Origin of the sequence: Arthrobacter echini, assembly GCF_004803505.1 — a bacterium.
In the GTDB taxonomy this organism is placed as follows: domain Bacteria; phylum Actinomycetota; class Actinomycetes; order Actinomycetales; family Micrococcaceae; genus Arthrobacter_D; species Arthrobacter_D echini.
The window spans coordinates 1-11,674 of sequence record NZ_SSWH01000015.1 but is presented as its reverse complement, the minus strand read 5'-3'; the positions used below and the strand labels follow the sequence as shown (position 1 = coordinate 11,674).

The 11,674-nt window shown below is 68.6% G+C and carries 11 protein-coding genes; 2 read left to right on the top strand and 9 right to left on the bottom strand.

What is annotated here, in order from left to right; all coding sequences use genetic code 11:
* Positions 1-111: 111 nt before the first annotated feature.
* The 3 genes from E8P82_RS13530 to E8P82_RS13520 all read right to left on the bottom strand — a co-directional run bounded on the left by E8P82_RS13530 (position 112) and on the right by E8P82_RS13520 (position 2,203).
* Complete coding sequence (locus E8P82_RS13530) at positions 112-717, bottom strand: regulatory protein RecX (RefSeq protein WP_342773247.1); 606 nt, start codon at positions 715-717, stop codon at positions 112-114.
* Positions 718-721: 4 nt separating this feature from the next.
* Complete coding sequence (gene recA, locus E8P82_RS13525) at positions 722-1,768, bottom strand: recombinase RecA (RefSeq protein WP_136455584.1); 1,047 nt, start codon at positions 1,766-1,768, stop codon at positions 722-724.
* A gap of 213 nt (positions 1,769-1,981) precedes the next feature.
* The gene (locus E8P82_RS13520) at positions 1,982-2,203 is read right to left on the bottom strand and encodes a DUF3046 domain-containing protein (protein ID WP_136455583.1); all 222 of its coding nucleotides are present in this window, start codon (positions 2,201-2,203) and stop codon (positions 1,982-1,984) included.
* A gap of 191 nt (positions 2,204-2,394) precedes the next feature.
* Between E8P82_RS13520 and E8P82_RS13515 the strand changes: the two genes are divergently transcribed.
* Positions 2,395-2,898 (top strand): MarR family winged helix-turn-helix transcriptional regulator, encoded by a 504-nt coding sequence (locus E8P82_RS13515; RefSeq protein WP_136455582.1) that lies wholly within the window; start codon positions 2,395-2,397, stop codon positions 2,896-2,898.
* A gap of 56 nt (positions 2,899-2,954) precedes the next feature.
* On the opposite strand, the gene E8P82_RS13510 is transcribed toward E8P82_RS13515, so the two are convergent.
* The 6 genes from E8P82_RS13510 to dapA all read right to left on the bottom strand — a co-directional run bounded on the left by E8P82_RS13510 (position 2,955) and on the right by dapA (position 10,311).
* Entirely contained in the window at positions 2,955-3,383 is a 429-nt protein-coding gene (locus tag E8P82_RS13510; RefSeq protein WP_136455581.1) for a helix-turn-helix domain-containing protein, read from the bottom strand.
* 114 nt (positions 3,384-3,497) lie between these two features.
* Positions 3,498-3,992 carry a CinA family protein gene (locus tag E8P82_RS13505; RefSeq protein ID WP_136455580.1) on the bottom strand — a complete coding sequence of 165 codons (495 nt, stop codon included), beginning with the start codon at positions 3,990-3,992 and terminating at the stop codon, positions 3,498-3,500.
* Positions 3,989-4,576: a CDP-diacylglycerol--glycerol-3-phosphate 3-phosphatidyltransferase gene (pgsA, locus tag E8P82_RS13500; RefSeq protein ID WP_425456037.1), complete on the bottom strand. Its 588-nt coding sequence runs from the start codon at positions 4,574-4,576 to the stop codon at positions 3,989-3,991. The genes E8P82_RS13505 and pgsA overlap by 4 nt, the downstream gene beginning before the upstream one ends.
* Before the next feature lie 6 nt (positions 4,577-4,582).
* Positions 4,583-7,654 carry a DNA translocase FtsK gene (locus E8P82_RS13495; RefSeq protein WP_136455578.1) on the bottom strand — a complete coding sequence of 1,024 codons (3,072 nt, stop codon included), beginning with the start codon at positions 7,652-7,654 and terminating at the stop codon, positions 4,583-4,585.
* A gap of 54 nt (positions 7,655-7,708) precedes the next feature.
* Entirely contained in the window at positions 7,709-9,415 is a 1,707-nt protein-coding gene (locus tag E8P82_RS13490) for a ribonuclease J (RefSeq protein WP_425456034.1), read from the bottom strand.
* The gene (dapA, locus tag E8P82_RS13485; RefSeq protein WP_136455577.1) at positions 9,412-10,311 is read right to left on the bottom strand and encodes a 4-hydroxy-tetrahydrodipicolinate synthase; all 900 of its coding nucleotides are present in this window, start codon (positions 10,309-10,311) and stop codon (positions 9,412-9,414) included. The genes E8P82_RS13490 and dapA overlap by 4 nt, the downstream gene beginning before the upstream one ends.
* A 61-nt stretch (positions 10,312-10,372) precedes the next feature.
* On the opposite strand from dapA, the gene E8P82_RS13480 reads away from it, so the two are divergent.
* A complete protein-coding gene (locus tag E8P82_RS13480) occupies positions 10,373-11,554 on the top strand; it encodes a heparan-alpha-glucosaminide N-acetyltransferase domain-containing protein (RefSeq protein ID WP_136455576.1) in 1,182 nt (393 codons plus the stop codon).
* Positions 11,555-11,674 lie beyond the last annotated feature (120 nt).

The following is an 11,674-nucleotide window of genomic DNA, read 5'->3' as shown; positions in this document are numbered from 1 at the left end:
ACGGGCTCGGGTGCATCGGTGCTGGTGACGGGGACAGTGCTGCTCACGTCCTCAAGGGTACGGCCGGTGGGTACGACGCCCACAATCACGGGACCGATCACGGGATCCTTCTCAGTCGCCCGCTTCGGTCTCGGCCAGCACGTTCCTGACGATGGAGAACGCCGTCCCCGGGCCGTATCCCTTGCGCGCGAGGACGCCGACGAGCCGGCGGGTCTCCCTGTCCCTGACGGCGCGGTCCGACAGATCGGCGCCGGGGCGGAGTTTGCGCCGCACCACGTCATGGGCCCGCTCGTTCTCGTCGTCGTCCGTCACCTGGAGCAGGGCGTCCTCCGCCAGGTCGGGCTCGATGCCCTTCTCGGACAGCTCACGCCGCAGTGCCGAACGGGAGAGGGACTTCAGCGCCGTGCGGCTGCGTACCCACATCCTGGCGTACTCTGCGTCGTCGATCAGCTGCACCTCCTCGAACCTGTCGAGGAGCGCGGACGCCGTATCCGCTGGGATCTCGCGTTCGGAGAGCTTCAGCTCGAGCTGATGGCGGCTCCTGGGCCCGAGGGCGAGTTGACGGAGCAGGATCGACCGCCCGCGCTCTGCCCACTCCTCCGAGGTCCTGGGTGTGCCCTCGTCCTGCCCGTCGGTGCCCGCTGCACCGCCTCCGGGCACGCGGGCGCGTGCCGGCCGACGCGTCGAGCGCGAACCTGGTCCGGCTGCCGGGGGCACGGTGCTACTCGCCGCTGACGACCCTGAGCGCAGGAGCCTCCGCGTCCTCGTCCGGTTGCACACCGATGCCCAGCTTGGTCCTGATCTTCTGCTCCAGCTCATCGGCCAGATCAGGATTGTCGATGAGGAACTTCCGGGCGTTCTCCTTGCCCTGACCCAGCTGGTCGCCGTCGTAGGTGAACCAGGCTCCGGACTTCTTGACCAGACCGTTCTCCACACCGACGTCGATCAGACCGCCCTCGCGGGAGATCCCGTGGCCGTACAGGATGTCGAACTCGGCCTGCTTGAAGGGGGGTGCCATCTTGTTCTTCACGATCTTGGCGCGGGTCCGGTTGCCCACGGGATTCACGCCCTCCTTGAGGGTCTCGATGCGGCGCACATCGATACGCACCGAGGCGTAGAACTTCAGCGCCTTGCCACCGGTGGTGGTCTCGGGACTTCCGAAGAACACACCGATCTTCTCGCGCAGCTGGTTGATGAAGATGGCGGTGGTCTTCGTCTGGCTCAGCCGGCCGGTGATCTTCCGCAGGGCCTGGCTCATCAGCCTGGCCTGCAGTCCCACGTGGCTGTCGCCCATCTCACCCTCGATCTCGGCGCGGGGGACCAGCGCGGCGACCGAGTCGATGACCACGATGTCGATGGATCCGGAGCCGACCAGCATGTCCATGATCTCCAGCGCCTGCTCGCCGGTGTCGGGCTGTGAGACGAGGAGGGCGTCGGTGTCGACACCCAGTCGCTTGGCGTATTCCGGGTCCAGTGCGTGCTCGGCGTCGATGAAGGCGGCTATCCCACCGTTGCGCTGGGCGCTGGCGACGGCGTGGAGTGCCACGGTGGTCTTGCCGGAGGATTCCGGTCCGTAGATCTCCACCACCCGCCCCCTGGGAAGACCTCCGATGCCGAGGGCGGCGTCCAGCGCGATGGAACTCGTGGAGATCGTCTCGATCGGCGCTCTGATCTCGTCACCCAGACGCATGACGGACCCTTTGCCGTACTGCTTGTCGATCTGGGCCAGAGCGGCTTCAAGGGCTTTTTCTCGGTCTGGAGCGGCCATTCTTCACCTCGGTTGTCGATGGCCGTGAGGCCCGTGTGCGTGGTCAGGTGGACTGTGGTGATTCGGACTGTAGTAGCCGGCGCCGACAGTTCGGGTTCTTCGTTCGTCCTATGTGAACACGAGCAGCTGACTAAAGGTACCGCCACGACCATCATCCTACCGCTGTACGAACAGATATTCGATTGTTCTCCCTGCCACCAGCGTGTCAGCTGCTCAGCGGCGGGGTGCTATGTCCCGACCGAGCCAGCGCTCCCGCGGGACATCCTGGGTGCTGCAGACCGCGACCCAGACCGCCTTCGGATCCACGCCGTCGTCCAGTGCCTCTGCCGCGGTGCGGTCCCCCAGCCGGTCGACCACGAGATCACGGGCGAGCGTGCGCGAGTAGGACTCACCGAACTCGTCGTCCATCAGTCGCCAGAAATCACTCACGCGCATGATTCGTCCTCGTCCTTCGTCGCATCTCCTGCTGCCGTTCGGGCAGCACCATCGATCCATTCTGCCCCGAAACGCCCGCATATTGCCTGCATGTCGCCGGTTGCCGGAACGCCACCGCGCCCTGCCCCGACGGCACATCTGATGCGGGCCCGAGCAGCCGCCGATGCCACCCGAGACCCTACAATTGCCCCATGAACGCGAAGCTGAACACTTCCGGCCAGGGCGGCGCCCGCCATGACGCCGACGACGCCGCGGCGGACGCCGCCGTCGAGGCCCTGGAACAGCAGCTGAGCATGCTCTGGAGACGCGCGCGGTCGAACTCGTACAAGGTGGCGCGCCGGGTGCACCCGGACATGGAGCCGGCCGCCTACGGTCTGCTGGTCATCCTCCAGGGCGAGGGCGCCATGCGGCTGACCGACATCGCCGCGAGTATCGGTGTCGGCAAGCCCTCGGTGAGCCGGCAGATCGCGATGCTCGAGCAGCTCGGTCTCGTGCAGAAGGAGGCCGATCCGCTGGACGGGCGGGCCCAGTCGATCTCACTGACCGACGCCGGGAGCCGCCAACTCCTCGCGGCCCAGACGGCCAGGAAGCAGGCGTTCCGCGAACTGATGGAGGACTGGGAGGTCGAGGACCTGACCTGCCTGGGCACTCTGATCGCCCAGCTCAACGAGACCTATATCAAGGACAGCTGGTGACCGACACCAGAAAGGCCCGACCCCGAGGGGTACGGGCCTTCGCCGGCGGGCGGGAGCTAGCGGTTCGTCGCCGCGAGTCCACGACCGAAATCGTCGGTGAGGTCCTCGCCGAACTCCCGGGAGAATTCCTGCGGGACCGTATCGGGGATCGATACGCCTTCTGCTTCTGCCAGGCGGTCGCTGACTTCCCGCAGCATCGAGGAGAGAGGCACCTCGAGCGCGCTGCAGATTGATGCGAGGAGTTCAGAGGATGCTTCCTTCTGGCCACGCTCAACCTCACTGAGGTATCCGAGGGAAACCCTTGCACGATGAGACACCTCGCGCAGGGTCCGGCCCTGTCGCTGACGGACATCCCTGAGGACATCGCCGATCTCATGGCGAAGGACGACCATCTTGCGCTCCTTGGGCTTGCGCTGTGCATCGTCTGCCAACCCCACATCACGCCAACGGACCACGCCGTTCACGGATACGGGCTGCTTTACCATCTGTATCGTCTTGCTCCCTCATGAAGGTGGCACCGCCCTTCCTGAGGACGTGTGCCGCGTGATGATCAGCCCATTGCTCGGGCTCGTCGCCAACCCTATCAAGGTCGACTACCTCTATAACTGACCCGGTACATCGTTTGTTCCCCTGGACAACTCGAACAGGAGCTCGGTCAGGACCGCCGCGCAGGCGGCCTGCCGGATCGCCGCACGGTCCCCACCGAAGTGGTGTTCGAAGGTTCGCGTCGAGGCTGCGGTGGAGATCGCCGTGAAGACGGTACCGACGGATCTCCCGCCGTGCGCCGAGGGTCCGGCGACGCCGGTGGTCGCCACCCCGACGTCCGCGGACAGGGCACGGCGTGCGCCGTCGGCCATCGCCGCCGCCACACGGGGATCGACGGCGCCGGCCGTGGCGAGAAGCTCGGCATCGACTCCGAGCAGCTTGTGCTTGACCGAGAGCTGGTAGGCGATGATCCCGCCCTGCAGGACGGACGAGGCACCGGGAACATCGGCGAGCGAGGAGGTGACCAGCCCCGCGGTCAGGGACTCCGCAGTGGCCACTGTCCTACCGAGGCGACCGGCCAGCGCGACGACGTCGGCGGCGTTCGTCACCTGCGTGCTGCCGCTCGGAGCCGTGCCGCCTGCACGATGTAGTCCACGCCCGTCACGACGGTGATCACCACGGCCGCCGCCATGACGAGGGCGGCGGGCCACCAGGCCCAGTCCCCGAGGTTCTGCAACGGGAGGAGGAACAGCAGGATGGCGACCGTCTGCACCACGGTCTTCAGCTTGCCCCCGCGCGAGGCCGGCATCACACCGTAGCGGATGACGGCGAAACGCAGCACGGTGATGCCGAGCTCCCGCACGAGGATGACGATGGTGACCCACCACCACAGTTCGCCGAGGACGGACAGGAGTACGAGTGCCGAGCCGATGAGCAGCTTGTCCGCGATGGGATCGGCGATCTTGCCGAAGTCCGTGATCAGACCCCGGCTGCGCGCGAGATCGCCGTCGAGCTTGTCGGTGTAGATCGCCACGGCGAAGGTGAGGACCGCGAGCCAGCGGAACAGTCCACCGCGTGAATCGTCGAGCAGGAGGAACCAGATGAAGAACGGCACCATGAGGATCCGCACGACCGTGAGGACGTTCGCGATGTTCAGGACCGGCACCGCCGGGCTCGGGGAGCTACTCACGATGTCAGGTTACCTGCCGGTGAGATTCCAGGCGTCGTCGGAGCCACCATCGACCTCGCCCGTATCGTCCGAGCCGTCGTGATAGTCCACCGCCTGCGGCCGCGAGGCGAGATCGTCGGCCACCAGGTCGACCTGCTGCCGACCGGCCGCCGATTCTGCCTGCGGGACCGGCGACGCAGCGGCCTGGGATGCGGGAGGATCATCGCCGCGCATGGCGGCCAGGACGGATGCCAGATCATCGGGCTTGACCAGCACGTCCCGGGCCTTCGAGCCCTCGGACGGCCCGACGACGCCGCGTGACTCGAGCAGGTCCATGAGGCGACCGGCCTTGGCGAAGCCCACGCGGAGCTTGCGCTGGAGCATCGAGGTGGAGCCGAACTGGGTCGTGACCACGAGCTCGGTGGCCTGGAGCAGCACGTCGAGATCGTCCCCGATGTCGTCGTCGATCTGCTTCTTCGGCGCCTCGACCGCGACGTCCTCGCGGTAGACGGCCTGCAGCTGGCCCTTCACGTGCTCCACGACGCGGTGGATCTCGGACTCGGTGACCCAGGCCCCCTGGACGCGGATGGTCTTGGAGGCGCCCATGGGCAGGAACAGGGCGTCGCCCTGGCCGATCAGCTTCTCGGCGCCGGGCTGGTCGAGGACCACGCGGGAGTCGGTGACCGACGACGTCGCGAACGCCATGCGGGAGGGAACGTTCGCCTTGATGAGCCCGGTGACCACGTCCACCGAGGGGCGCTGCGTCGCCAGGACCAGGTGGATCCCCGCCGCGCGGGCGAGCTGCGTGATGCGCACGATCGAGTCCTCGACGTCGCGCGGAGCCACCATCATCAGATCGGCGAGCTCGTCGACGATCACCAGCAGGTACGGGTAGGGACGCACCACGCGTCTGGACCCCTCGGGCGGCACCACCTTGCCGTTGCGGACCGCCTTGTTGAAGTCGTCGATGTGCTTGTACCCGTAGTTGGCCAGATCGTCGTAGCGGGTGTCCATCTCACGGACCACCCACTGCAGCGCCTCCGCGGCCTTCTTCGGGCTGGTGATGATCGGGGTGATCAGGTGCGGGACGCCCTCGTAGGCCGTGAGCTCCACGCGCTTGGGATCCACCATGATCATCCGTACCTCGTCCGGGGTGGAGCGCATGAGGATGGAGGTGATCATCGAGTTCACGAAGGACGACTTGCCCGCGCCGGTGGCACCGGCCACGAGGAGATGGGGCATCTTGGCCAGGTTCGCCACGACGAAGCCGCCCTCCACGTCCTTGCCGACACCCATCACCATCGGATGGTCCGTCTTCCGCGCGTTGCCCGAGCGCAGGACGTCCCCCAGCGAGACCGTCTCCCGGTCGGTGTTCGGGATCTCGATGCCGATCGCGGACTTGCCGGGGATGGGCGAGAGGATCCGCACGTCGGAGCTGGCGACCGCGTAGGAGATGTTCTTCGACAGTGCGGTGACCCGCTCCACCTTGGTGCCCGGCGCCAGCTCTATCTCGTAGCGCGTGACCGTCGGACCGCGGGAGAACCCGGTCACCCTGGCATCCACGTTGAACTGGTCCAGGGTGTGGGTCAGGGCGGCGACGACGGCGTCGTTGGCCTCCGACCGCTCCTTCGGGGGCGTTCCGGCGGGAAGGTAGTCCGAGGGCGGCAGCGTGTACGCCACGTCTCCTGCGAGCTGGAGCTGCTCGGTGCGCTGCGGGATGGGCGTCGGGGGTACCTGCGGCTGCACGGGTGTCGAGGGCACGCGGGGCGTCTTCGCCGCGGCGGCGGTATCAGGTGCGGGAACGATATCGATCGCCTCGGTGGTGCCCTCCGGCGCTCTCTCCAGGGAGATGTCCCCTCGATCGCCGGCCACTTGAGCACCCTGGGGCACACCGATCCCCTGGGCGCGCCTGATCTCCTCGGCCGCCTGCTCCTGGCGGGTGGGTCTGCGCACTCCCGGGGGCACGGTGTTGCCGGCCTCGCGGGCGCGGCGCTCCTCGTCCTCGATGACAGCGCGCTCGAAGGCCTCGTCACCGACGAAACCGGGCTCGGCGGCATCGGCGTCGGAACCCGCATCGCCGTCGGAGGCACCGTCCGGTTCGTCCTTGCGGAACAGCCGCTTCCGGCGTGTGGGCGTCGACCGCCCGGACCTCCCGGCGCCGGTGGTGGCCGTGGCGCCGTGGACCTCGTCCAGGTAGCTCTGGTCGTGATCGCTGTCCCGTGTGCTGTCCCGGTCGCCGCCGGACGTTCGTGGATCGTCGAGGTCCTGGCCCATGAGGTGCTCGTACAGTGCACGCATTCTCGCGGGGATGTGCCGGAAGGGTGTGGCGGTGATGATCAGCAGACCCAGGAAGACGAAGACGCAGAGCAGGAGGCCGACGGGCCAGGCGGTGAGGAGTGCCGTGAGCGGATCGCCCACCAGGTACCCGACGACGCCCCCGGCCTGCCAGAGTGCTCCGAGGCCCTCGGACAGACCCGGCTGCCCGCCCACGAGGTGCGCGATGCCCGCGCCGGCGAAGAGGATGAACAGCATCCCGATCGCGATGCGGTTGTTGGCCCGCTGTCGCTCCGGGTACCTGAAGAGGCGCACGGCGCCGGCACCGAGCATGAAGGGCACGAGCAGCGCCATCCACCCGAAGGTGCCGCCTGCCGCGGCGTGTACGACGTCGGCGAGGACCCCGGTCAGCGCCCACCACTCCACCGCTGCCACCGCGAGAGCGAGAAGGAGCAGGAAGAATCCGGAGCCGTCGCGGCGGAGCTCGCGCTCCGGACGCACGTCGTGACCGATCTTGCGCACGCCCGAGCCTGCGACGCGGGCCATTCCCATCCATACGGCGCGGATCACACGCACCGGCAGCGCCGGGCGGTCCTCGTGCCGGGGCTCGGGCGTCGGGGTCTCCTGGCGCGCGGTGGCGCCGGCGGTACGACCCGGGTTCCTGGGGGACGCGCTGCTCCTTGCAGGTCGTGCCGCCGTCGAGGTGCCCCGGCGGGCGGCCGTCGCACCCTTCGTGGACGCGCCCTTCGGCGTCGTACCCTTCGTCGTCGCTCCCTTGCCGGGAGGCCGTTGCTGGCCCCGCGGGGCAGGGGACGTTCGAGTTGCCATGCTCCACACGGTACCCGACCTCGCTTGAAGAACCAGCGAGAGGGGCCCCCCGGATCAGGCCTCGAGGACCACGGGGATGATCATGGGCCGCCTGCGGTACCGCCGGTTGACCCAGGTTCCGACGATGCGCCGGATGACCTGCTGGAGCTGGTAGGAGGTGTGGTCCGCGTGGGCCGTGACCGCCTCCTCGAGACCCCGGCTGATCAGTGGCCTGATCTCGTCGAAGACCGCGTCGTCCTCCGCGAATCCGCGGGCATGGATGTCGGGGCCGGAGACGATCTTGCCGGTGGTCCGGTTGACGACGGCGATGATCGAGATGAAGCCCTCCTCCCCCAGGATCCGTCGATCCAGCAGATCCGCATCGGTGACCCCACCGACGCTCGAACCGTCCACATACACGTAGCCGCACTCCACGGCTCCGACGATCCCGGCCCTGCCGTCCACCAGATCGACCACGGATCCGTCGTCGGTGACCAGCACGTTCGACGCCGGGACGCCGGTCTGCTGCGCCAGTCTCCCGTTCGCGATGAGGTGCCGGGTCTCCCCGTGCACCGGCATGACCTGCTTCGGGCGGAGGATGTTGTAGCAGTAGAGCAGCTCACCGGCGGCGGCATGACCGGAGACGTGGACCTTCGCGTTGCCCTTGTGGATCACGTCGGCACCGAGCTTGAGCAAGCCGTTGATCACGCGGTGGACGGCGTTCTCGTTCCCGGGGATCAGGGAGGAGGCGAGGATCACCGTGTCCCCGGCGCCCACGGTGATACGGTGCTCGCCGGCTGCCATGCGCGACAGCGCCGCCATGGGTTCGCCCTGGGAACCGGTGGACATCAGGACCACGCGATCGTCCGGCAGGTCGTCGACGTTCCTGATGTCCACGAGGATGCCCTCCGGGACCTTCAGGTAGCCCAGCTTCGCGGCGATGGCCATGGTGCGGACCATCGAGCGCCCCGCGAAGCAGACGAAGCGCTCGTGGGCGGCAGCGGCGTCGAGCACCTGCTGGACCCGGTGGACGTGCGAGGAGAAGGAGGCGACGATGATGCGTTTGCGGACCTGCCCGAAGAGGGTCTCGAGGACCGGACCGATCTCGCGTTCGGCCGTCGTGAACCCTGGGACGTCGGCGTTCGTCGAGTCGATCATGAGCAGGTCCACGCCCTCCTCGCCGAGGCGCGCGAAGGCCCGCAGATCGGTGATGCGCCCGTCCAGCGGCAGCTGATCCATCTTGAAGTCGCCGGTGTGCAGCACGGTGCCCGCCTCGGTGCGCAGGAAGACGGCGAGGGCATCGGGGATGGAGTGGTTGACCGCCACGAACTCGCACTCGAACGGCCCGAGCTGCTCGATCTGCCCCTCCGTCACCGTGAGCGTATAGGGGCGGATCCGGTGCTCCTGCAGCTTCGCCTCGACGAGCGCGAGCGTCAGCTGCGACCCGATGAGGGGGATGTCGGCCCGCAGCCGGAGCAGATAGGGCACGGCGCCGATGTGGTCCTCGTGACCGTGGGTGAGGACCAGGCCGACGACGTCGTCGAGCCTGTCCTCGATGAAGGAGAAGTCGGGCAGGATCAGATCCACGCCGGGCTGGGTCTCCTCTGGGAACAGGACGCCGCAGTCGATGATCAGCAGCTTGCCGTCGATCTCGAAGACCGCCATGTTCCGCCCGATCTCGCCGAGACCGCCGAGCGGCACGATCCGCAGGGTCCCGGGTGCCAGCGGCGGCGGCACGCGGTGGCCCGGCCGGTCGCCTGCGGTCCCACCCGCCGCACTCACGCGCCTGCCTCGGCCAGGTCCGCGAGCACCGGCGCCAGCTCGGCGTCCGTGGGTTCCACCAGGGGCAGGCGCACGACGACGTTCGGCAGCGCGCCCCGCCGGTGCAGGATCTGCTTCGTCGAGACCGCGCCGGGGAGGTGCGTCATGACCGCCCGGATCACCGGGTCGAGCTCGAAGTGGATCCGGCGGGCCGTCGCGAGATCCCCTGCCGTCGCGGCGTCGACGAGGGAGCGGAAGCCGGCCGTGGCCACATGGGCACTGACACTGACCACGCCGACGGCTCCCGCCGCCATCCAGGGCAGGGTCAGGCCGTCGTCGCCCGAGTAGACGTCGAGATCCGTGGCAGCCAGCACGCGGGTCACGGCGGCGAAATCCGCCTTGGCGTCCTTCAGGGCGACGATCTTCGGGTTCTCGGCGAGCCGGAGCATCGTCCCGGTGGTGATGGGGATGGCCGAGCGCCCCGGGATGTCGTAGATCATGATCGGCAGGTCGCCCGCTGCGGCGATCGCCTCGAAGTGCGCCAGCACGCCGGACTGCGAGGGCTTGTTGTAATACGGCGTCACGACCAGCTGCGCATGCGCTCCGGCCCGCTGGGCACGCCGTGCCATCTCGACCGAGTGCGAGGTGTGGTTCGTGCCCGTCCCGGCGATGACCCGCGCGCGGTCCCCCACCGTCTCCACGACCACGCGGAACAGGTCCTCCTTCTCGGAGTCCTCGAGCGTGGAGGTCTCCCCCGTGGTGCCGGAGACCACCAGTGCGTCGCAGCCGTCGTCGACGAGCCGGGTGGCCAGCGCCGCCGCGGTGTCGAGGTCCACGGTGCCGTCGTCCGTGAACGGCGTGATCATCGCGGTCGCGAGCGAACCGAACGGCAGGGTGCGCGGGGAGGTCTCAGCCATGGGGACGACGTTACCCGTGCGGTGCGGCAGGTCGCCAGCGTCGCTATGGGACCATGGCTGCATGAACACGAAGCCCGCTTCCGCGCGGTTGACCGGGATCGATGCTGCCCGGGGGGTGGCCCTGTTCGGCATGATGAGCACGCACGTTCTCCCCCTCTACGTGCCGGGCACCTCCGAGCCCACCTGGACCGCCCTGCTGTTCTCGGGCCGCGCGTCGGCACTGTTCGCCGTCGTCGCCGGGGTCGGCCTGGCACTGCTCACGGGCGGCCGTGCTCCCCATCATTCGCTGCTGCTGTCCGCGGACCGCAGGGGCATCACCGTGCGGGCCCTGATCATCGCAGGTATCGGGCTCGTCCTCGGCGGTCTCGAGACGAACATCGCCATCATCCTGTTCCACTACGGCGTCCTGTTCCTCGTGGCGCTGCCGTTCACCGGGCTGCGGGCCGGGGCGCTCGGCGCCTGGGCAGCAGGCTGGCTGCTGCTCTCGCCGGTTGCGGCGCATCTCCTCCTGCCGGTGGTCTCGGCCGCGGTCGATCCGCCGTCCCTCGGCAGCAACCCCGTCTTCGAGCACTTCCTCGTGCCCCTGACGCTCGTCACGGACATCTTCCTCACCGGGTACTACCCGGTGCTGCAGTGGCTCGGGCTGGTCCTCGTGGGCATGATGATCGGGCGCCTCGATCTCGGGCGCCTGGGAGTGCAGGCGGCACTGCTCGGCGGCGGCGCCCTCGCCGCGGTCGGCGCGAAGCTCGTCAGCGCACAGCTGCTCGGTCCCGCCGGCGGGCTCGCGGCGCTGCTGGAGACGTCGGACGGCAGCCGGTACCCGCTGGAGGACATGCTCGACGTCGGACTCACCGGCGTCGACCAGTCGGACTCCTGGTGGTGGCTCGCGGTGAGCGCTCCGCACTCGGGGACCACACCGGATCTGGTGCATGTCGCCGGCAGCGCGGCCGCGGTCATCGCGGTATGCCTGCTGCTGACCCGCACGTTCCGCCTGGCCCTGCTCCCCCTGTCGGCGCCGGGAGCCATGACCCTGACGCTCTACAGCCTCCACGTGTGCGTCATGAGCTGGGCGGACCAGCTGGAGCCCCTGCCCGATCCGCTGCTGCTCCTCTGGCTGCAGATCCTCGTCGCGATCGTCATCGGTATCCTGTTCCAGCGCATCCACTCCCGCGGCCCGCTGGAGCTGCTGACCTCCGGCGCGTCCGGAGCGGCGCGCGAAGGAGTGCTGGAGCGCCACCGCTAGCCGCAATGCCGTGTAGTTAAGCGGAGGGCGGGGTGGTCAAGGAAGCTCGGTGTTGGGCGTGTCGCCGCTGGTGAGGCAACGGAACTCCGGTAAAGAGGGCATCGACTAGAACACTTCTCT

What these genes read in the sequence shown, in the direction of transcription:
- E8P82_RS13480 (WP_136455576.1), top strand. Translation starts at nt 10,373, where the DNA reads ATGAACACGAAGCCCGCTTCCGCGCGGTTGACCGGGATCGATGCTGCC.
- E8P82_RS13515 (WP_136455582.1), top strand. Translation starts at nt 2,395, where the DNA reads ATGAACGCGAAGCTGAACACTTCCGGCCAGGGCGGCGCCCGCCATGAC.
- dapA (WP_136455577.1), bottom strand. Translation starts at nt 10,311, where the DNA reads ATGGCTGAGACCTCCCCGCGCACCCTGCCGTTCGGTTCGCTCGCGACC.
- E8P82_RS13520 (WP_136455583.1), bottom strand. Translation starts at nt 2,203, where the DNA reads ATGCGCGTGAGTGATTTCTGGCGACTGATGGACGACGAGTTCGGTGAG.
- E8P82_RS13510 (WP_136455581.1), bottom strand. Translation starts at nt 3,383, where the DNA reads ATGGTAAAGCAGCCCGTATCCGTGAACGGCGTGGTCCGTTGGCGTGAT.
- recA (WP_136455584.1), bottom strand. Translation starts at nt 1,768, where the DNA reads ATGGCCGCTCCAGACCGAGAAAAAGCCCTTGAAGCCGCTCTGGCCCAG.
- E8P82_RS13495 (WP_136455578.1), bottom strand. Translation starts at nt 7,654, where the DNA reads ATGGCAACTCGAACGTCCCCTGCCCCGCGGGGCCAGCAACGGCCTCCC.